Below are 21123 nucleotides of genomic sequence, written 5' to 3'. Positions count from 1 at the left end.
GACAGGCGCCCTTTTTATTCGATCCGCGCGAGGCGGCGAAGCTTACTGCGGCGTCGAGGTTGCGCCGCCGTGCGCAGCCGACCACTCGGCCGGCGCGTGCAGGAATTTTTCCACTTCGTCGAGCGTCTTGGTGTCGAAGTACTTGTTTTCCTTCGCGACGCGCAACACGTCCCACCACGTGGCAAGCGCGTGCAGATCGACGTCGATGTCTTTCAGCACCGACACGCTTTCCTTGAAGATGTTGTAGTGGAACAGCACGAAGCAGTGGTTCACCGTGGCGCCGGCGGTGCGCAGCGCGTTGATGAAGTTGATCTTGCTGCGGCTGTCCGTGGTCAGGTCTTCGACCAGCAGCACGCGTTGACCTTCGGTCAGCAGGCCTTCGATCTGCGCGTTACGGCCGAAACCCTTCGGCTTCTTGCGCACGTATTGCATGGGCACCATCAGGCGATCGGACAGCCATGCGGCGAACGGGATGCCGGCGGTTTCGCCGCCGGCGACCGCGTCGATCTGCTCATAGCCGACGTCGCGCAGGATCGTGGTCTCGGCCATTTCCATCAGGCCGCGGCGCACGCGCGGATACGAGATCAGCTTGCGGCAATCGATATAAACCGGGCTCGCCCAGCCGGACGTGAAAATGTACGGTTTCTCCGCGTTGAAGTGCACGGCTTGCACTTCGAGCAGCATTTTGGCGGTCGTGTCGGAGATCGTCTGGCGATCGAAGCCTGTCATGGGCGGATCCTTGGGTGTGAGCGGGGAGAAGCGGGCGCGGGGCCCGGTGGCGCAGCAAGCGTGGTATTCCGCGCCATGCTGGGCGGAATACGCGGCCGGTCAGTGGAGTGCAGGCCGGTTTTTGCTGCGCGCGTAGGCCGACATTTTACCCGAAACAGGCCCTTCCGAGGAGCCTCTCGTGCGTGGCGACGGCGAATGACGGTCATAACGGACGCCTCCAGCGAGCTTACCGGGGACCGAAGGGCCGCGCTGGGCGCTCGCCTCGACGAGTGCTTTTTGGTTCGCTTGTGGGCCGTTGGGGGCGCCTTTACACTCACGCGAATTTCTTGGGCGCTTGCCGCCGTTGCCGCCCATTCGACCTACGGAATGCTTTCAATGAACCTCGCTCCCTTCGCGACCGAACCCCGCGCATCCGTGAGAAGTGGCTATGCCGGCCGGGCGTTGATCGCCTCGGTGCTCGGCTACGCGATGGACGGGTTCGATCTGCTGATCCTCGGCTTCATGCTGCCGGTGATTGCCGCCGATCTGCATCTGAGCTCGGCGCAGGCCGGCTTGCTCGTCACCTGGACGCTGATCGGCGCGGTGGCGGGCGGGTTGATCTTCGGCGTGCTGAGCGACTATTTCGGCCGTGTGCGCATGCTGACTTGGACGATTCTGATCTTCGCCGTGTTCACCGGCTTGTGCGCGCTGGCGCAAGGCTATGCCGATCTGCTGGCCTACCGGACCATTGCCGGAATCGGGCTCGGCGGCGAGTTCGGCATCGGTATGACGCTGGTGGCCGAAGCGTGGCCGGCGTCGCAGCGGGCGCGCGTGTCGTCGTATGTCGGCTTGGGGTGGCAACTCGGCGTGTTGGCGGCGGCATTGCTCACGCCGATGCTGTTGCCGGTGATCGGCTGGCGCGGCATGTTCGCGCTCGGCCTGTTGCCGGCGGTGGTGTCGTTCTTCGTGCGGCGCCGCGTCGAAGAACCGGCGCTGTTTACCGAGCGCGTGGCGCGCGGCATGCGCAAGCTGCCGCTGAAATTGCTGGTGACGGACGGCCGTACCACGCGCGCGAGCATTGGCGTGGCAATTCTCTGTTCGGTCCAGAACTTTGGCTACTACGGTCTGATGATCTGGCTGCCGAGCTATCTGTCCAAAACCTTCGGCTATTCGCTGACCAAATCCGGACTGTGGACCGCCGCGACGATTCTCGGCATGGCGTGCGGCATCTGGCTGTTCGGCATCGCCGCCGACCGCTTCGGCCGCAAGCCGGCATTTCTGTTCTATCAGGCGGGCGCGATGGTGATGGTGTTCGTCTACGCTCACCTGAGCACGCCGATGGCGTTACTGATAGGCGGGGCGGCGATGGGCGTCTTCGTCAACGGCATGATCGGCGGTTACGGTGCGCTGATCTCCGAGCTTTATCCGACCGATGCGCGCGCCACTGCGCAGAACGTGCTGTTCAATGCCGGCCGCGCGGTGGGCGGTTTCGGACCAGTGGTGGTGGGCGCCTTGGCCGCGCGCTATTCGTTCGGCGCGGCGCTCGCTTTGCTCGCTTCGATTTACCTGCTCGACATCTTCGCGACACTTTTCCTGATTCCCGAACGACGCGGCGCCGAGCTCGAGTGAGTGCGAACGGCCGGTCCATGACCTGCGAATGACAAGCCGCAACGAGGCCGTCGAATGCGGCGCCGCAGCAATGCGCACGTGCTGTTTCGCCGATGGTGAGCATGGTTAACCGGTCGGTGCATCGTCTCGTTCGGGGTGTACACTAACCGACCCGCGAAGCACTCCGCATCGTCCTGTCCTCCGGTGAGGTTCGACGCGGCGCCCAACCGGCGCAAGCGAAAACCGCCTCAATCGATTATCCATTCGATAGATGCACGCGACGCTGACGGTGCGGTGTGCCGGGCCCAATTACTTACGTCTCGCAGGCCAAAAAATGGACGAACAACTTAAGCAAAGCGCTCTCGCATACCACCAGAATCCGAAGCCCGGCAAAATTTCGGTCACCCCCACCAAGCCGTTGTCGAACCAGCTCGATTTGTCGCTGGCGTACTCGCCGGGCGTCGCCGCGGCCTGTATGGCGATCTACGACGAGCCGCTCGACGCGCAGAAGTACACCTCGCGCGGCAACCTGGTCGGCGTGATCACGAATGGCACGGCCGTGCTCGGCCTCGGCAACATCGGCCCGCTCGCCGCGAAGCCGGTGATGGAAGGCAAGGGCTGTCTCTTCAAGAAGTTCGCGGGCATCGACGTGTTCGACATCGAACTCGCCGAGTCCGATCCGGACAAGCTGGTCGAAGCCATCGCGATGCTGGAGCCCACGCTCGGCGGCATCAACCTCGAAGACATCAAGGCGCCCGAATGCTTCTACATCGAGAAGAAGCTGCGTGAGCGTATGAAGATTCCGGTCTTCCACGACGATCAGCACGGCACCGCGATCATCGCTTCGGCGGCGATCCTGAACGGCCTGAAGGTGGTGGGCAAGAAGCTCGACGAAGTGAAGCTGGTGTGTTCGGGTGCGGGTGCGGCCGCGATTGCGTGTCTGGACCTGCTGGTGAACCTGGGCCTGTCGAAGAAGAACGTTCTCGTCACCGACTCCAAGGGCGTGATCTACGAAGGCCGCGGCAACCTCGATCCCTCGAAGGAACGTTACGCGGCGAACACCGAGGCGCGCACGCTGGCCGACGCGATTCGCGGCGCCGATGTGTTCCTCGGCTGCTCGAGCGCCGGTGTGCTGAAGCCGGAGATGGTCGCCGAAATGGGCACGCAACCGCTCATTCTGGCGCTGGCCAATCCGGAACCGGAAATCCGTCCGGAAGACGCCAAGAAGGTTCGCCCGGACTGCATCATCGCGACCGGCCGTTCGGACTATCCGAACCAGGTCAACAACGTGTTGTGCTTCCCGTTCATCTTCCGCGGCGCGCTGGATGTCGGCGCCACCACGATCACGGAAGAAATGAAGCTCGCCTGCGTGCGCGCGATCGCCGAACTGGCCGAAGAAACCGATCAGGGCGATGAAGTCGCGAAGGCATACGAAGGCCACTCGCTGGAATTCGGCCCGGAGTACCTGATTCCGAAGCCGTTCGACCCGCGCCTGATCATCAAGATCGCGCCGGCCGTCGCGCAAGCGGCGATGGATTCGGGCGTAGCGACTCGTCCGATCAAGGACATGGACGCGTATCGCGAAGAACTCGGCACGACGGTGTATCGCACGGGCATGGTGATGCGCCCGGTGTTCGCGGCCGCCAAGTCGGAACCGGCGCGTATCGTGTTCGCCGAAGGTGAAGACGAGCGCGTGCTGCGCGCCGCGCAATTCGTGCTGCTGGAAAAGATCGCCAAGCCGATTCTGGTCGGCCGTCCGTCGGTGATCGAGATGCGTCTGAAGAAGATGGGCTCGAAGCTCAAGTGCGGCGACGACTTCGAAATCGTCGACCCGGAAGACGATCCGCGCTATCAGAAATCCTGGCAGGCTTATCACGAACTTGGCGCGCGCGAAGGCGTGACGCCGGACGTGGCGAAGGCCGCGATGCGCAAGTTCAACACGCTGATCGGCGCGATCCTCGTGCGCCTTGGCGAAGCGGACGGCATGATCTGCGGCATGATCGGCCAATACCACGCGCATCTGAAGTTCATCGAGCAAGTGCTGGGCAAGGCGGACAACGTGCAGAACTTCGCCGCGATGAATCTGCTGATGCTGCCGGGCCGCAATCTGTTCATCTGCGATACGTACGTGAACGAAACGCCGACCGCCGAGCAACTCGCCGATATGACGATGCTGGCCGCGGGTGAGATGGAGAAGTTCGGTATCACGCCGAAGGTGGCGCTGCTGTCGAACTCGAACTTCGGCAGCGCACCGTCGTCGTCGTCGCAACGCATGGCGGCGGCTCGCAAGCTGATTACCGAACGTGCGCCCTCGCTCGAGATCGACGGTGAAATGCATGGCGATGCGGCACTGTCGGAAGCGGTGCGCAAGGCTGCGTTCCCGGGCACGACGCTGACCGGCGAAGCCAACCTGTTGATCATGCCGAATGTGGAAGCGGCGAACATCACGTACAACCTGCTGAAGATGATCGGCGGCGAAGGCGTGACGGTCGGTCCGTTCCTGCTGGGCGCGGAAAAGCCGGTGCACATCCTGACGCCGGCGGCGACCGTGCGCCGGATCATCAATATGACGGCAGTGGCTTCGGCCAACGCACGCAAGGCGGTGAACGCGAAGTAATGCGGATGCTTTGAGAATCGGAGCGGCGCCTCTCGTCGAGGTGTGCGCGACGAATCTGCGAGAAAGCCACGGATGTCGCGTCCGTGGCTTTTTTATTGGCGCTGTCGTTGCACCAGCGTGACGCGTCGCGTTTCACAGCACAGCACATAAAAAAAGCGACTGTCCGCGAGGACAGCCGCCTTTCTGTTTTCAGACCAGCGAGTCGGTCAAGCCATTCTGATCACGCCGCGTGTTGCGTCGTGCCAGCCTCAGGTGAACGCCACCGCGCCAGCAACTCGTTCCATTTGACGCGCACGCCCTTCAGGTTGTTTTCCTTCACGTGACCATAGCCGCGGATGCCGTCCGGCAGATTCGCCAGTTCGATGGCCAATTCGCGCTTCTGCGTGGTCAGGCCTGCGATCAGTTCTCGCACCAGCGTCTCATACTCGCCGATCAACGCACGTTCGGTACGACGCTCTTCCGTCTTGCCGAACACATCAAGCGCGGTGCCGCGCAGGAACTTGAAGCGGGCCAGCACGTGCATCGCGCTGAAAACCCACGGGCCGTACTTCTTCTTCACCAGATGACCCTTGGCGTCTTTCTTCGAGAACGTCGGCGGCGCGAGGTGAATGTGCAGCTTCCAGTCGCCTTCGAAATTCGCCTTCAACTTTTCGATGAACGCCGGATCGCTGTACAAACGCGCGACTTCGTACTCGTCCTTGTAGGCCATGAGCTTGTGCAGGTTCTTCGCGACTGCTTCGGTCAACGGCAATTGGCCGTCGATCGAATCGAGCGCCGACTCGGCTGCACGCACTTGCGACACCAGCGCGCGATAACGGTCGGCATACGCGCTGTTCTGCCACGCGGTTAGATACTCAGCGCGTTTGTCGATCAGCGTGTCGAGTGCCTTCGGCGTGTGCAGCGAGATGATCTTGCTGCTCGTCGTTTCCGCTGCCGCACCACGTCCTTGCGATTGCGCGAGCTTGCGCACGCCGGCCAGATCGTGCGCGGCACGGCGACCCCATTCGAACGCCGCGCGGTTCTTCTCGACCTGCACGTTGTTCAACTCGATAGCGCGCATCAGCGACTGATACGTGAGCGGCACCCAGCCGCGTTGCCATGCGTAGCCGAGCACGAACGGGTTGGTATAGATCGCGTCGCCGAGCAGCGCGACCGCGAAGTGATTCGCGTCGACCGTATCGACACTGTCGTCACCGGCGGCGGCGCGCACGTCGGCTTCCGTGCTGCTGCCCGGGAAGCGCCAGTTCGGGTTCTTGATGAGTTCGGCGGTCGGCGTATGCGCGCTGTTCAACACGACGCGCGTGCGGCCGGCCTGCATGCGCGACACGCATTCGTCGCTGGCCGTGACGATCGCATCGCAGCCGATCACGAGACTCGCTTCGCCCATGGCGATACGGGTCGCGTGGATGTCGGCCGGATTCTTCGCGATCTGCACGTGGCTCATCACGGCGCCGCCTTTCTGCGCGAGCCCGGTGACATCGAGCACGGTGACGCCCTTGTTCTCCAGATGCGCGGCCATGCCGAGCAGCGCGCCGATCGTCACGACACCCGTGCCGCCGACGCCCGTCACCAGCACGCCGTACGGCCGCTCCATGGACGGCAATTCGGGTTCCGGCACCGGCGGCATCGCGTCGCCCGCGACACCGGAAGCGGCCTTCGGCTTGCGCAACTGACCGCCTTCAACTGAGACGAAGCTCGGGCAGAAACCGTTCACGCACGAGAAGTCCTTGTTGCAGGTGGACTGATTGATCTGGCGCTTCGTGCCGTACTCGGTATCGAGCGGCTCCACCGACAGGCAATTCGACTTCACCGAGCAATCGCCGCAGCCCTCGCACACGGCCTCGTTGATCACGACGCGGCGTGCCGGGTCCGGATACGTGCCGCGTTTCCTGCGGCGGCGTTTCTCCGTCGCGCAAGTCTGGTCGTAGATCAGGATCGTCGTGCCGGACACTTCGCGCAGTTGGCGCTGTACTTCGTCGAGCTTGTCGCGGTGATGGATGTCGATGCCCGGCGCGAGGCCGACGTTCGCCGAGTACTTCTCCGGCTCGTCGGTGACGATCACGATTTTCGTCGCGCCTTCGGCGGCGAGTTGGTGCGTGATCTGCGGCACGGTCAGCACGCCGTCGACCGGCTGGCCGCCGGTCATGGCGACCGCGTCGTTATAGAGAATCTTGTAGGTGATGTTGGCCTTCGAGGCGATCGCCGCACGAATCGCCAGCAGGCCGGAGTGGAAGTAAGTGCCGTCGCCGAGATTGGCGAACACGTGCTTGTCGTTGGTGAAAGGCGCCTGGCCGATCCACGCCACGCCTTCGCCGCCCATCTGGCTGAACGTGCTGGTGCTGCGGTCCATCCAGACCGTCATGTAATGACAGCCGATGCCGGCCATCGCGCGCGAGCCTTCCGGCACGTTGGTCGACGTGTTGTGCGGGCAGCCCGAGCAGAACCACGGCTTGCGTTCGGCTTCGACGCGCGGGCGCGCCAGCGCTTTTTCCTTGGCTTCGATCACCGCGATACGCGTGGCGATGCGAGCGCGCACGTCCGACGGCAGGTCGAATTTGTCGAGCCGCGTGGCGATCGCCTTGGCGATGATTGCCGGCGAGAGTTCGTAGTGCGCCGGCAGCAGCCAGTTGCCCATCGGCACCGACCATTCGCCGCCCGCACCGTCTTTCTCGTCGAACTTGCCGAACACGCGCGGACGCTGCGCATCGGGCCAGTTGTACAGTTCTTCCTTGATAGCGTATTCGAGAATCTGGCGCTTTTCTTCGACCACCAGAATTTCGTCGAGGCCGCGCGCGAACGCCTGCGCGCCTTGCGCTTCGAGCGGCCACACGCAGCCGACCTTGTACAGACGGATGCCGATGCGCGAACAGGTCTCGTCGTCGAGGCCGAGGTCGGTCAGCGCCTGACGCACGTCGAGATACGCCTTGCCGCCGGTCATGATGCCGAAGCGCGCATGCGGCGAATCGATTTCGACGCGGTCCAGTTTGTTGGCCCGCACGTAGGCGAGCGCCGCATACCACTTGTAGTCGAGCAGACGCGCTTCCTGCACGAGCGGCGGATCCGGCCAGCGGATATTCAAGCCGCCCTCGGGCATCGCGAAGTCTTCCGGCAGGATGATCTTCGTGCGATGCGGGTCGATGTCGACCGAGGCCGACGACTCGACCACGTCGGTCACGCATTTCATCGCGACCCACAGACCGGAATAGCGGCTCATTGCCCAGCCGTGCAGGCCGAAGTCGAGATATTCCTGCACGTTCGACGGGAACAGAACCGGCAGGCCGCACGCCTTGAAAATGTGTTCGGACTGGTGCGCGAGCGTGGACGATTTTGCGGCGTGGTCGTCGCCGGCAAGGACGAGAACGCCGCCGTTGCGCGCCGAGCCGGCCGAGTTGCCGTGCTTGAAGACGTCGCCGGAACGGTCGACGCCTGGGCCTTTGCCGTACCACATCGAGAACACGCCGTCGTATTTGGCGCTCGGGTACAGATTGACCTGCTGTGAACCCCAAACGGCGGTGGCCGCGAGGTCTTCGTTGACGCCTGGCTGGAACACGACCTGATGCGCGGCGAGATGCTGTTTCGCCTTCCACAGGGATTGGTCAAGTCCGCCGAGTGGCGATCCACGGTAACCGGAGATGAAGCCGGCGGTGTTGAGCCCGGCGGCCCGGTCGCGTTCCTGCTGCAGCATCGGCAGACGCACCAGCGCCTGGATGCCGCTCATATACGCGCGGCCGCGTTCGAGGGTGTATTTGTCGTCGAGCGTGACGGAAGATAGCGCGGCTTCGAGCGAGGCTCGCTGACCTGCGTCTAGCGGGGCGTTCATTATGTGTACTCCTCCAACCAGTTTGGGATCACCAAAACTTTTTTGGGCCGCGGCATCTTGTGAATGCGTAGGGCCGGGGCCGTCATATTGACGTGTTTTAAGTGATGGTAGCACTGGTGAAAACCCGCCGCAGCCTAGGAGGAACGAGGCTTCCGCTTTTGTCGCGAGTGTCGGCGCGCGGGCTCGCTGTTCGCTCGCGCACCGCTCTCGCGACTGCCTGTAACAAGCTGTAAAAACTACAAATCTGCGGAACCGTGCGCGAAATGCCTGTCTAACCCCCACCTGTGAGCAATGTCCGCGCAACGCTCCGCATTCGGTGGAGCTTCACGACAACAGGGCAGTCAGAAAAGGAGTACGCATGAACACGAGAAACATCCAGACCTTCCTGATGGTTTCGGCAGCATTTTTTGCCATGAGCGCGCCGGTGCGCTCGAATTCGGGCAGTGCAGGGGCGCTGTCGAACGCGGTAACCCGTACGGCGCAGGTCGCGCCCGCACGTATTGCCATGAGCAGCGTCACGCGATCCATCGAGTCCGACGGGGAAGACAAGAATTCGTGATACGCCGCGCATGCGGTGTGTCGGTTGAGTAACCCGCCGTTGTTGCGTCAAGCCATAAAGGTTTTGCTTGAGACAACGGCGCCAACGAAAAGGGCGAAGATCGTGAGATCTTCGCCCTTTTCATTTGGGTCTACGCATCACGCATCCGCTCTAGTAAAGCGGCGCACGCTGTCAGACTTTGTCTTGCACCACACCACGGCGAATCTGATCCAGTTCGATCGATTCGAAGAGTGCCTTGAAGTTGCCCTCGCCGAAACCCTGATTCCCCTTGCGTTGAATGATCTCGAAGAAGATCGGGCCGATCTGATTTTCGGTGAAAATCTGCAGCAGCAGATCTTCGGGCGCGCCGTCGATCAGGATCTTGCGCTTGCGCAACTCGTCGAGCGGCTCGCCATGATTCGGCACGCGGCGATCGACCAGCTCGTAATACGTGTCGATCGTGTCGAGCAGCGAGATGTTCGATGCGCGCAAGCCGTCCACCGTGCGGTAAATGTCGTTGCTGCCGAGGGCAATGTGCTGAATGCCTTCGCCGTGATACGCGTCGAGATATTCCTGAATCTGGCCGGCGGTTTCCGAACCTTCTTCGTTGATCGGGATGCGTATCTTGCCGCACGGCGAGGTCATCGCCTTCGACTTCACGCCCGTCACCTTGCCTTCGATGTCGAAATAACGCACTTCGCGGAAGTTGAACAGACGCTCGTAGAACTCCGCCCATTCCTGCATGCGGCCGCGATGCACGTTATGTGTCAGGTGGTCGATGTAGGTCAGGCCGTGGCCGACCGGGTTCGGGTTCGCGCCCGCAATGGGTTCGAAGTCCACGTCGTAAATGTCGATGTTGCCGATGCTGTTCGGTTCTGCGCCGTTCTTGCCGCGCCAGCGGTCGACGAAGTAGATCAGCGAGTCGCCAATGCCTTTGATCGCCGGAATGTTCAGTTCCATCGGGCCGGTCTTGTTGTCGAAGCCCCAGGCGCCTTTTTCCACTGCTTGCTTGTACGCCTTGGCGGCGTCCTGAACCCGGAAAGCAATCGCGCAGATCGAAGGGCCGTGCAAGCGCGTGAAGCGTTGCGCGAACGAATCCGGCTCGCCGTTGACGATGAAGTTGATGTCCCCTTGGCGATACAGCGTCACATCTTTATGGCGATGCCGCGCAACGGCGGTGAAGCCCATCTGCTCGAAGAGCTTGCCGAGCGCCTTCGGATCCGGCGCGGTGTATTCGATGAACTCGAAGCCGTCGGTGCCGAGCGGGTTTTCCCAGGTTGAAACTTGCATTGTCTGTCTCCTGATGAGCGCGAGCCGAATGAGCCATTGCGCGACTGAATGACGCAAGTGTAAAGGCCTGTCTGCGGCGAAAACTTGCGAACTTAATCGTGCGTCGATACGCTGACGCTAGTTTCTAGCTCAACAGTTCGAATGGACGGCAGAAAATGGCCAATACAGAGATAGACGCCATCGACAGGCGAATTCTGGCGATTCTTCAGGAGAATGGCCGGCTGTCGAATCAGGAGATCGCCGAGCGCATCAATCTTTCGCCCAGTCCGTGTCTTCGGCGTATCCGCCGGCTGGAAGAAAGCGGCGTGATACGAGGCTATGTGGCGCTGCTCGACGCACAGCAGCTCGGGCTCGATTTGCTTGCCTATGTGAATGTGCGACTGGAAAAGCGCGGCGGTCCGGCGCTCAGTTCGCGCGGCGACGCCACTCATGCGGATCTGTTTCGCGCGGCGGTGCAGACGTGGCCTGAAGTGGTGGCATGTCACGCAATGACCGGCGACATGGATTATCTGCTGCGCGTCCAGGTGAAGGACATGGCGCACTTTTCACGCTTCGTGCAGGACCACTTGCTGCACCATCCGTCGGTAATCGACGTGAAATCGAGCTTCTCGCTGGAAAAGTTTAAGGAGACGACCGCGCTGCCGATCTTGTGAGGTAGGCGGCGGGCGAGTGCAAACAAAAAGGGCGGCCACGTGGCCGCCCTCTGTTCTTGCTGAAGCTTGGTGTTCTCAGGCTGCGACAGCCGTCGGCATGAACGACTCGAACAGCTTCGACGTGCGACACGCTTGCCGCTTGAGCGCGTAGTCGAACACGGCAGCCTGTTCCTGCAGCATTTCCGTGATGATGCTCGATTGATCCGCCGGCGACAGCGTGAGGTACGCGTCTGCCTCACCGTAGGCATATTCGATCTTCATGCCTGCCTTCTTCGCGATATGCATCATGGTCGAATTGCGCGACAGGCAGTGCATGTACAGCATGCCGACGTGCGTATTGCGGCTGCGAATGGCGGCGCGCTCGAACAGCTTCGAGCCGATGCCTTGGCCGCGGACGCTTTCCAGCACGGACACGCCGAACTCGGCCGTGCGCTTGTCGCCTTCGGCCGGCAGATAAGCCAGGTGGCCGACGCCGGTCAACTCCAATTGATTGTTGAAGACGCCGAAGACGGTGTCGCGCTTGAAGTCGATCGCACGAACATAGTTTTCGATGACGTGGTCCGGCACGATCTGGCCGAAGCGCAGGAGCCGGTCGTCTTCGTCGAGCGCGAGGAAGTGGGTAAGCAGGCGTTCGCGGTCGACTGCGGTGAGTTCGCGGACCAGAGCAGGCGCACGACCGGCTGGCTGCATCAAACGATCATGCGCAACGATCGGCTCAGCAGCGCGGGGTGTAGTCAAGTTCATGGTCGGGTTCTCCTTTTGGTCGAGCGGCGTGGTGCACCGCAAAAGCAATTTTAGCGGAGATACACACTGCGCACTAGGGAAAACCCGTATCAATATTTGAAGGGAGTGCCTAAAAAGTTTGCGCCCTATTTTTATGCTTTTGATTTTAAAGAGTAAATAAATGATACGAGCGTTCGTGACACGATGTCGCACATCGATCACACCGGCACGTTATTTCGTCTGCATATTGCTGCAGTGCGGAATCAGGCCTGATTTGAACTCAAGCCGTGGTCAACCATGCCGACCACCTGTTCGGCGAACTCACGGTAGCCCAGCCGGCCGTCCGGCTTCAGCCAGGTGAAGGTCCAGTTGATCATGCCGAACACCATCATGGTGAGCGCGGTCTGGTTGTCGCGCGTGGCGCGCTCCGGATAGGCGCGCGCCAACTGCCGCGCAAAAGCCGCCACCACGTCACGCTGGCGATTCAGAATCACTTCGCGCTGGGTATCGACCAGATACTTCACGTCGTTCAACAGCGCGACGTGCCGGCTATGCGACGTCTCATACTCCGACAGAAATGCCCGGATCAGCTCGGCGAAGGTTTCCCGCTCCGACAAGCCGCGCCGCTGACTCGCGCCTTCCACTTCCGCGATGATCAGCATGAGCCGCTTGGTATAGCGGTCCAGCAGATCGAACAGGATCGCTTCCTTGCTCGCGTAGTAGTGGTAGAGGCGCGCTTTCGAAGTGCCGCTCGCGGCGGCGAGGTCGGCCATCGAGGTGCTGGGATAGCTGGTCTGGGCGAACTTCGCCGCGGCGAGTTCAAGAATCTGCTCGCGCTGAGTTTCGTGGTCGGGCGCTCGGGTGCGGGCCATAGTCGTCTGTTCTATTAGTGTGGACAGGGTGCGAACGCTGCGCACAATTCGAGCGTGCGCCAGCCGCTCGCGTCGCCGCGCAGCTTGATGCGCCGGGTTGCGGCCAGTTCCCGGAAGCGCCACAGCGCAATGCTGTCGCTCACCAGGAAACCGAGTTCGGCCGTCATCAATTCGGCGGCGACGCGCGCGGCGGGCTGCCAGTCTTCAGTGACGTGCTCGAAAATCAGCGCGTCCAGCTCCGCGAAGCTGCCGCTCGTGAACGTATTGTCGCGCCAGCGCCGCGTTTCGCCGTTCGCGTGTTTGACTTCCTGCCATTCGAGCGCGAGCCGGCTGATGCGCAGTACCGAGATCGGCGCGGCGTCCGCCAGACGGGATTGCAGCACGGGCGGCGCAAACATGCCGACCGACGTCGCGCGGTCTTTGCGGCTATGCGCCCACGCGCCCGGATCGGTGAGATCGCGAATCGACAGACGCACTTCGTTCAGGCGCTGCGGGTTGTTGCGCAAGTGGTAGCAGACGCGGCGCAGCATCAATTGATCCGATGCGCTTTCGCCGTGCCAGACCACCAGATTCGCTTCGCCGCGCGCGATATTCTCCAGCGCCGCGGCCTGCTCACGGAATTCCCGAAGGAAATCGCGCTTCGTGTCGGCACTCACGCGATCCCAGAAGTCCGCGCGCACGTCGGGCGCGTCGTCGACGCCGCGCAGCGGGCCGACCGCGAGATCGTCGCGCAGTGCGTGCACGCGCTCGTCGCGGCCCGCATCCCGCAACGCGGTGCGCAGTGACTCGGCGGCGACATCGCCATTGGTGAGGTGAATCGTGCTCATCGGCAGTGGTGTGGGGCGGTTAACAACACTAGGGGCCGCTCATCGACCGGAACAGGTGTCCGGTCGCGAGCGGCCCCTAGTGTAAGCGGATCGCGGACCTGCTCAAAGCGCGGCGGACGTGCAGCAGGTTTGTCCGCCGCATTCGGCTCAACGTTCGTCGTAGCTCACCACCACGCGGTCGCTGATCGGATGACATTGGCACGTCAGCACGAAACCGTCGCGGATTTCGTGTTCTTCGAGCGTGTAGTTCTTTTCCATCTTCACTTCGCCTTCCAGCACCTTCGCGCGGCAGGTGCAGCAGACGCCGCCCTTGCACGCATATGGCAGCGCGAGACCGGCGCGCAGGCCGACGTCGAGCACGCTCACGCCCTGATACGGCAGGCGCAGCTTGCGGCGCTTTCCGTCGAGTACAATTTCCAGATCGGCAGCAGGCGTGTCTTCGGTGATTTCGACCGGCGGCACGCCCGCTTGCGGCAGCGGCGAACCGAAGCGCTCCACGTGCACCTTTTCCGATGGCACGCCGGCGGCTTTCAGCGCGGCTTCGGCGGCGTCCATCATCGGAGCGGGGCCGCAAATGAAGGCTTCGTCGATCGCCTCGGCCGGCAGCAGATTCTCGATGAAGGCCGCGCACTTATCCTGATCGAGCACGCCGTTGAATAGCTCGACGTCCTGCAGATCGTCGGACAGCACGTGATAGAGGACGAAGCGGTTCATGAAGCGGTTCTTCAGATCCTCGAGCTCTTCCGCGAACATGATCTGATCGACGCTACGGTTGCCGTACACGAGCGTGAAGGTGCTGCGCGGTTCGACTTCGAGCGTCGTCTTGATGATGGCCAGCACCGGCGTGATGCCGGAACCGCCTGAGAACGCCAGATATTGCTGACCCTGGTCGGCGTTCAGATGGGTGAAGAAGCGCCCGTCTGGTGTCATTACGTCGATCGTGTGGCCGGGCTGCAGCGTATCGAAGGCAAAGTTCGAGAAACGCCCGCCGCGTACGCGCTTGATGCCGATGCGCAGTTCGCCGTCGCGGTCGTAATCGGTGACGCCGACGCAGATCGAATACGAACGGCGCGTTTCCTCACCGTCGATATGCGTCTTCAGCGTGACGAACTGGCCTTGCGTGAAGCGATAGTGGTCGCGCAGTTCGGCGGGGACTTCGAAGGCGACCGAAACCGAATCGGCGGTTTCGGGTCGTACTTCGCGGATACGCAGCGGGTGAAATTGCGGAGTGGCCATATCAGTATGGTTTGAAGTAGTCGAAGGGCTCGCGGCAGTCGAGGCAGCGGTACAAGGCTTTGCAGGCGGTCGAGCCAAATTGTGCGAGCCGCTCGGTGTGCGCCGAGCCGCAACGCGGGCACGACGGCGCGGGCAGTGCGCGGGGCACGAAGCGCATCACTTTTTCCTGCACGGGCACGGGCGAACCGCAATTGCCCGTGGGCGGCGCGATGCCGTAGGCGCGCAATTTTTCGCGCGCCTCGGCGGTCATCCAGTCGGTCGTCCAGGCCGGCGCGAGCACCGTGGCGATCCGATAAGGCTTGAGTTCCGCCACGTCGAGCGCATGCGCGACGTCCTCGGCGATCTGCGACATGGCCGGGCAACCGGAGTAGGTCGGCGTGATCACGACTTCGAGCGTGCCGTCGGCGGCGCGCCGCACGTCGCGCAAAATGCCGAGTTCGCGAATCGACACCACCGGAATCTCCGGATCGGGCACCGTTTCGAGCACGGCCCATGCGCGTTCAAGTGTGGCGTCGGTCATGTCGGTCGTGCGGAGGGCCGTCGAAGTCGTCATCGTTGGATTACCAGGTGGCGCCGGGATGCTGACGCGCGAGGCTCTGCATTTCGGCCAGCACGAAACCCATGTGCTCGGAATGCTCGCCGTGCTTGCCGGTCGTGATGTGCTTGACCGGTTCGGGCAGTGTCAAGGTGGCTTCGTCGAGCGTGGCGCGCACGTCGTCGAGCCACGCTGCTTCGAGGTCCGACGTCAGCGGGCCGATGCCGGCTGCCGCAATGCCTTCCTCGACGGCGTCCGTGCTAAAGAACTCCCGCGTGTACGGCACCAGATAGTCCAGCGCGGCTTGCGCGCGGCGATGCGATTCCTCGGTGCCGTCGCCGAAACGGATCAGCCACTCGCGTGCGTGGTGCACGTGATAGCTGGTTTCCTTGATCGACTTCGATGCGATCGCCGCCAGTTGCTCGTCGGTGGACGCCGTAAGCGCCGTCCAGAGATGCGCCATCAGCGTCGAGTAGAGGAAGTTGCGCACGATCGTGACCGCGTAATCCTTTTCGGTTTTCGCGGTGGCCGACAGCGGGCCGACATGCGGCAACTCGGCGAGCGTGTAGTTGGCAAACTCGCGCTCGGCGCGAAAGTATGCATAGTCGTCTTCCGTGCGGTTTTTGCCGGTAAGCTGCTGTTCGAGCGACGCCGCGTGTGTGTAAAGCAACCGCGCCTGGCCGATCAGGTCGAGGCTCATGTTCGACAGCGCGATGTCCTCTTCGAGGATCGGGCCGTGGCCGCACCATTCGGTATTGCGCTGACCGAGGATCAGCGCGGTATCCGCGAGGCGCAGCACGTACTGAAGATGTTGGGGCGTGATGGTCATGGCCGCGCTTACATGTGGTTGACTTCGTCGGGGAGCGTGTAGAACGTCGGGTGGCGGTAGATCTTGTCGCCCGCCGGTTCGAACAGCTCCGCCTTGTCTTCCGGCGCGGACGCCGTAATCGCCGACGACGGCACCACCCAGATGCTCACGCCTTCCTGGCGGCGCGTGTAGACGTCGCGCGCCATGCGCAGCGCCATCGGCGCGTCGGCGGCGTGCAGGCTGCCGCAGTGTTTGTGGTCGAGTCCCTGCTTGCTGCGCACGAAGACTTCCCAAATCGGCCATTCCTTGTTCATTGCAGATCTCCTGATTCTGTGTCCGGCATGCGGCGCGCTTTAAGCGGCGTGCTGTTGAGCGCGCTGGCGCTGTTTTTCGGCGTGGGCGAGGGCGGCTTCGCGGACCCAGGCGCCGTCGTCGTGGGCTTTGACGCGGGTGGCGAGACGCTCGCGGTTGCACGGGCCGTCGCCATTCACCACGCGCCAAAATTCTTCCCAGTCGATGTCGCCGTAGTCGTGATGGCCGCGCGCTTCGTTCCATTTCAGGTCCGGATCGGGCAGCGTGACGCCGAGCACCTTGGCCTGGTCGACGGTGGCGTCGACGAATTTCTGACGCAGATCGTCGTTCGAAATGCGCTTGATGCCCCATTTCGACGACTGGTTGCTGTGGATCGAATCCTTGTCGCTCGGGCCGAACATCATCAGCACCGGCCACCACCAGCGGTTCACCGCCTGCTGGACCAGTTCGCGCTGTGCTTCGGTGCCGGCCATCATCGACATGAGGGCGTCGAAACCCTGCCGTTGGTGGAACGACTCTTCCTTGCAGATGCGGATCATGGCGCGCGCGTACGGGCCATACGTGCAACGGCACAGCGGAATCTGGTTCATGATCGCCGCGCCGTCCACCAGCCAGCCGATCACGCCGACGTCCGCCCATGTGGGTGTCGGGTAATTGAAAATGCTCGAATATTTGGCTTTGCCCGAGTGCAGCGCGGCGATCAGCTGATCGCGCGACACACCGAGCGTTTCCGCCGCGCTATATAGATAGAGGCCGTGGCCGGCCTCGTCCTGCACTTTGGCAAGCAGAATCGCCTTGCGCTTCAGGCTGGGCGCGCGCGTGATCCAATTGCCTTCCGGCAGCATGCCGACGATTTCCGAATGCGCGTGCTGCGAGATTTGCCGAACTAGCGTCTTGCGGTAGGCCTCAGGCATCCAGTCCTGAGCTTCGATCTTGCCGTCGGCGGCCATGACTGCGTCGAACCGCATCTGCTCGGACGAGTCTGCGCCCACGTCTAGCGGGGCGACATTGCCGGGAATATCCAGGGATTGCGTGTACATGGGGACGCTCTCTGCGGAAGTTGTCTGTGTGCGCACAGTATAAGCCAACCGACCGGTCGGTTAATAAATTTTTTGAGATGAGTCGATCGGGCCGATGGGCAGGGAAGAGATTCGTTAGCAAGGCGTTTCGTCTGCGCCGGCGCCCCGCCCCCACACTAAACCTATAAAATTGCGAATTGGCCGCGATTTGCGGCCTTCCTGCATCCCCCGGTACTCATGTTACGTTTAAGCGAAATCAAACTCCCGCTCGATCATCCCGAGAGCGCCCTCGAAGCCGCCGTGCGTGCGCGCCTCGCGGAACTCGGCGTGGCCGCGGACGGGCTCATCCGATACACCGTGTTTCGTCGCGCGCACGATGCGCGCAAGCGCGCCGACATCAAGCTCACCTACATCGTCGATGCCGAGGTGACGGATGAAGCGGCGGCGCTCAAGCGGCTCGCCGACGTGCCACATTGCGGCGTGACGCCAGATATGGCCTACCGGTTCGTCGCCCAAGCGCCGGCGCAGATGACCGCGCTGCGCCCGGTCGTGATCGGCATGGGGCCGTGCGGCCTGTTTGCCGGGTTGATTCTGGCGCAAATGGGTTTCCGGCCAATCATCCTCGAGCGCGGCAAGGCCGTGCGCGAGCGCACCAAGGATACCTTCGGCTTGTGGCGTAAGTCGGTGCTCAATCCCGAATCGAATGTGCAGTTCGGCGAAGGCGGCGCGGGCACTTTCTCGGACGGCAAGCTGTACAGCCAGATCAAGGATCCGAAGCATTACGGCCGCAAGGTGCTCGACGAATTCGTGAGGGCTGGCGCGCCGGAAGACATTCTGTTTCTGAGCCGGCCGCATATCGGCACGTTCCGGCTGGTGAGCATGGTTGAAAAAATGCGCGCGACCATCCACGAGCTGGGCGGCGAGGTGCGTTTCGAAACCCGCGTCGACGATATCGAGATCGATCAGGGCAAGGTGCGGGCGCTGAAGCTGTCGACCGGCGAGACGCTGCGCTGCGAGCATGTGGTGCTGGCGGTCGGGCATAGCGCGCGCGACACCTTCCAGATGCTGAACGACCGCGGCGTCTACATTGAGGCGAAGCCGTTTTCACTCGGTTTCCGCATTGAACATCCGCAGGGTTTGATCGACCGCAGCCGTTTCGGCAAGTTTGCCGGTCACAAGCAGCTTGGTGCCGCCGACTATAAGGTGGTGCATCACTGCAGCAACGGGCGCGCCGTCTACAGTTTCTGCATGTGCCCGGGCGGCACCGTGGTGGCGGCGACCTCCGAACCGGGCCGCGTGGTGACCAACGGCATGAGCCAGTATTCGCGGGCGGAGCGGAATGCCAACGCGGGGATCGTGGTTGGCATCACGCCGGACGACTATCCGGGCGGCCCGCTCGCCGGAATCGCTTTTCAGCGCAAATGGGAAGAACGGGCTTTCGAGCTGGGTGGCGGCAACTATATGGCGCCGGGCCAGCTGGTCGGCGACTTTATCGCCGGCCGGCCGTCCACGTCGCTGGGTTCGGTGGTGCCGTCCTACAAGCCCGGCGTGCATCCGACCGATCTCAGCACGGCGCTCCCCGACTATGTGATCGAGGCCATTCGCGAAGCCTTGCCGGAGATGGACAAGAAGATCGCCGGGTTCGCGATGCACGACGCCGTGCTGACAGGCGTCGAGACGAGAACGTCGTCGCCGATTCGGGTGCGGCGGCGGGACGACTATCAGAGCATGAACGTCGAAGGCCTGTATCCGGCCGGCGAAGGAGCGGGCTACGCCGGCGGGATCTACTCGGCTGCCATCGACGGTATCGAAGTGGCCGAAGCGCTCGCGTTGAAGATGGCCGGAGCGCAGACGGCCTGAGTCGGCCGCGCGCGAATGCCGTCGCGGAGACCCGCGACGGCTGGAGCGATCGGGCACAATGCACGTTTCGCCTTGAACCGACCACCCGAATGACCATTCGCACCCTGGCCGCCGCATGCAGCGCGGCGCTGTTTGCCCAATTTGCCGTTTCCCAGACCGTTTTCGCAGCCGACGCCCCGGCACATTGGGTCACCGCATGGGCGACTGCGCTGCAACCTATTCCTCAGCGGGCGGACCTGCCGCCACTGTATCGCGCACCGGAAGTAGCCGGGCGCACTGTGCGTCAGATCGTTTATCCGACGCTGTCCGGAAAGTCCGCGCGGGTTCATCTCAGCAATCGGTATGGCAAAACGCCGCTCGTCATCGAAGACCTGCGGATCGCGCGTTCTGCGGGTGGCGCGGCGGCTGGTAATGGTGAGGCGCGCGTGACGTTCAGCGGCAAGAGTGCGGTCTCGATTCCGCCGGGTGGCGAGTTGGACAGTGACCCGGTCGCGATCGATATCGCCGAAGGTGCGCCCTATGCCGTCAGCGCATTTATGGGGGCTGAGCAGCATATCGTGGCTTGGCATCGTGTGTCGAACCAGGTGAACTACGTTTCGGCACCGGGTAATCACACGGCGGATGCCTCCGCGGAAGCGTTTCGCGGCCGATTCACACAATATGTTTGGGTAACCGGGTTGTCGGTGGACGCGGCGCCTGCATCGGCCGCCGTTGCCGCGATCGGCGATTCGATCACAGACGGCATGCGCTCCAGCCTGAACCAGAATCGCCGCTGGCCGGATGCGTTGGCGCGCCGGTTTGCCGCTAGCGGCGACCGGTCGACCGCGATTGTCAATCTGGGGATCAGCGGCAACCGTCTGCTGAGCGACTCCCCTTGCTACGGCGACGCGCTCGCGACGCGCTTCGAGCACGACGTGCTCGGGCGCCCGGGCGTCAAGACGGCGATTCTGCTGATCGGCATCAATGACATCAACTTCGCGGCCATGCCGCCGCGTAATGGTCTCGATTGCGATTTTCCGCACACGTCGGTGACGGCCGCCGATCTGATTGCCGGATACCAGCGGCTGATCACCGCAGCCCGGCACGCCGGCGTGAAGCTGTTCGGTGCGACGCTGACGCCGGCGTCGCTTCCGCCGCAGAGAGAAAGCATGCGGCTCGCCGTCAACCAGTGGATTCGGACGAGCCATGCCTTCGACGGCGTGGTGGACTTCGACGCCGCGCTGCGTGATCCGGCGCAGCCGGATCGTCTGCGGCGCAACTTCGACAGTGGCGATCACATCCATCCAAGCGACGCGGGCTATGCCGCGATGGCCGACGTGGTTCCGATCGACGCGGTGGTGAATTCAACCCACAAATGAGCCGCCAAAAAAAGATTTCGGTCAAACCCTTGTTATATGGCCGAAGTTCACCTAAGATTCGCCTCCTCGTTGCAGAACGAGGGCTGCGGCAGAAACCAGCGGCCGTAGCGTCAACAGGGTTTTAAGCGAAAGCGAAAAAATGTTGTTGACGAAACGAAAAAGAGCCTTCATAATCTCGTTTCTCTGCTGCTGATGCAGCGACGCAGAACGAAGCGGTGCCGGGTGGTTGTGATGTTGACGACCTGCGGTGCGGGTTCGGTGGTGAATGCGTAATCGATCTTTAAAAATTAACAGCCGATAAGTGTGGGCGCTTGATGCGCGACGCGCCGGCGGGCCCTT

Annotated in this window: 18 protein-coding genes; 6 read left to right on the top strand and 12 right to left on the bottom strand. The window is 62.6% G+C overall.

Annotated elements, in window-relative coordinates:
• Positions 1-42: 42 nt before the first annotated feature.
• The gene (locus B0G73_RS37275; RefSeq protein WP_007179868.1) at positions 43-729 is read right to left on the bottom strand and encodes an orotate phosphoribosyltransferase; all 687 of its coding nucleotides are present in this window, start codon (positions 727-729) and stop codon (positions 43-45) included.
• A gap of 375 nt (positions 730-1104) precedes the next feature.
• Here B0G73_RS37275 and B0G73_RS37270 point away from each other — a divergent pair, with 375 nt between their 5' ends.
• Together B0G73_RS37270 and B0G73_RS37265 are read left to right on the top strand one after the other, a co-directional pair.
• Positions 1105-2337, top strand: a complete 1233-nt coding sequence (locus tag B0G73_RS37270; RefSeq protein WP_106286049.1) for an MFS transporter — start codon at positions 1105-1107, stop codon at positions 2335-2337.
• A gap of 313 nt (positions 2338-2650) precedes the next feature.
• Positions 2651-4933 carry an NADP-dependent malic enzyme gene (locus B0G73_RS37265; protein ID WP_106286048.1) on the top strand — a complete coding sequence of 761 codons (2283 nt, stop codon included), beginning with the start codon at positions 2651-2653 and terminating at the stop codon, positions 4931-4933.
• A 220-nt stretch (positions 4934-5153) separates the two neighbouring features.
• Here B0G73_RS37265 and B0G73_RS37260 read toward each other — a convergent pair whose 3' ends face one another.
• Complete coding sequence (locus tag B0G73_RS37260; protein ID WP_106286047.1) at positions 5154-8753, bottom strand: indolepyruvate ferredoxin oxidoreductase family protein; 3600 nt, start codon at positions 8751-8753, stop codon at positions 5154-5156.
• A gap of 358 nt (positions 8754-9111) precedes the next feature.
• Between B0G73_RS37260 and B0G73_RS37255 the strand changes: the two genes are divergently transcribed.
• Positions 9112-9312 (top strand): hypothetical protein, encoded by a 201-nt coding sequence (locus B0G73_RS37255; protein ID WP_106286046.1) that lies wholly within the window; start codon positions 9112-9114, stop codon positions 9310-9312.
• Between the two features lie 171 nt (positions 9313-9483).
• Here the strand turns inward: B0G73_RS37255 and hppD are convergent, their stop codons facing one another.
• On the bottom strand, positions 9484-10581 hold the full coding sequence (hppD, locus tag B0G73_RS37250; protein ID WP_106286045.1) for a 4-hydroxyphenylpyruvate dioxygenase: 1098 nt from the start codon (positions 10579-10581) through the stop codon (positions 9484-9486).
• 155 nt (positions 10582-10736) lie between these two features.
• Here hppD and B0G73_RS37245 point away from each other — a divergent pair, with 155 nt between their 5' ends.
• Positions 10737-11234, top strand: coding sequence for an Lrp/AsnC family transcriptional regulator (locus B0G73_RS37245; RefSeq protein WP_106286044.1), 498 nt, complete (start codon positions 10737-10739; stop codon positions 11232-11234).
• A gap of 75 nt (positions 11235-11309) precedes the next feature.
• Here B0G73_RS37245 and B0G73_RS37240 read toward each other — a convergent pair whose 3' ends face one another.
• The 8 genes from B0G73_RS37240 to paaA all read right to left on the bottom strand — a co-directional run bounded on the left by B0G73_RS37240 (position 11310) and on the right by paaA (position 17587).
• Positions 11310-11978, bottom strand: a complete 669-nt coding sequence (locus B0G73_RS37240) for a GNAT family N-acetyltransferase (RefSeq protein WP_106286043.1) — start codon at positions 11976-11978, stop codon at positions 11310-11312.
• 242 nt (positions 11979-12220) lie between these two features.
• Positions 12221-12829, bottom strand: a complete 609-nt coding sequence (locus tag B0G73_RS37235; protein ID WP_106286042.1) for a TetR/AcrR family transcriptional regulator — start codon at positions 12827-12829, stop codon at positions 12221-12223.
• A 14-nt stretch (positions 12830-12843) separates the two neighbouring features.
• A complete protein-coding gene (locus B0G73_RS37230; RefSeq protein WP_106286041.1) occupies positions 12844-13656 on the bottom strand; it encodes a DUF1835 domain-containing protein in 813 nt (270 codons plus the stop codon).
• 147 nt (positions 13657-13803) lie between these two features.
• Positions 13804-14892, bottom strand: coding sequence for a 1,2-phenylacetyl-CoA epoxidase subunit PaaE (gene paaE / locus B0G73_RS37225; protein ID WP_106286040.1), 1089 nt, complete (start codon positions 14890-14892; stop codon positions 13804-13806).
• A 1-nt stretch (position 14893) separates the two neighbouring features.
• Positions 14894-15445, bottom strand: a complete 552-nt coding sequence (paaD, locus tag B0G73_RS37220; protein ID WP_106286039.1) for a 1,2-phenylacetyl-CoA epoxidase subunit PaaD — start codon at positions 15443-15445, stop codon at positions 14894-14896.
• 7 nt (positions 15446-15452) lie between these two features.
• The gene (paaC, locus tag B0G73_RS37215) at positions 15453-16256 is read right to left on the bottom strand and encodes a 1,2-phenylacetyl-CoA epoxidase subunit PaaC (RefSeq protein ID WP_106286038.1); all 804 of its coding nucleotides are present in this window, start codon (positions 16254-16256) and stop codon (positions 15453-15455) included.
• An 8-nt stretch (positions 16257-16264) separates the two neighbouring features.
• The gene (paaB, locus tag B0G73_RS37210; RefSeq protein ID WP_007179854.1) at positions 16265-16549 is read right to left on the bottom strand and encodes a 1,2-phenylacetyl-CoA epoxidase subunit PaaB; all 285 of its coding nucleotides are present in this window, start codon (positions 16547-16549) and stop codon (positions 16265-16267) included.
• Positions 16550-16588: 39 nt separating this feature from the next.
• The gene (gene paaA / locus B0G73_RS37205) at positions 16589-17587 is read right to left on the bottom strand and encodes a 1,2-phenylacetyl-CoA epoxidase subunit PaaA (protein WP_106286037.1); all 999 of its coding nucleotides are present in this window, start codon (positions 17585-17587) and stop codon (positions 16589-16591) included.
• Between the two features lie 216 nt (positions 17588-17803).
• Here paaA and B0G73_RS37200 point away from each other — a divergent pair, with 216 nt between their 5' ends.
• Both B0G73_RS37200 and B0G73_RS37195 read left to right on the top strand, forming a co-directional pair.
• A complete protein-coding gene (locus B0G73_RS37200) occupies positions 17804-19426 on the top strand; it encodes an NAD(P)/FAD-dependent oxidoreductase (protein ID WP_106286036.1) in 1623 nt (540 codons plus the stop codon).
• A gap of 89 nt (positions 19427-19515) precedes the next feature.
• Positions 19516-20784 carry an SGNH/GDSL hydrolase family protein gene (locus B0G73_RS37195; RefSeq protein WP_106286035.1) on the top strand — a complete coding sequence of 423 codons (1269 nt, stop codon included), beginning with the start codon at positions 19516-19518 and terminating at the stop codon, positions 20782-20784.
• A gap of 51 nt (positions 20785-20835) precedes the next feature.
• Here B0G73_RS37195 and B0G73_RS41000 read toward each other — a convergent pair.
• Positions 20836-21123: hypothetical protein (locus B0G73_RS41000; RefSeq protein ID WP_219907326.1), on the bottom strand; the 288-nt coding region annotated here is incomplete at its 5' end.

The sequence above is a fragment of the Paraburkholderia sp. BL25I1N1 genome (assembly GCF_003002025.1).
Lineage (GTDB): Bacteria > Pseudomonadota > Gammaproteobacteria > Burkholderiales > Burkholderiaceae > Paraburkholderia.
Note: the sequence above shows the minus strand (reverse complement) of the source record. Positions and strands in the feature narration are given on the sequence as shown.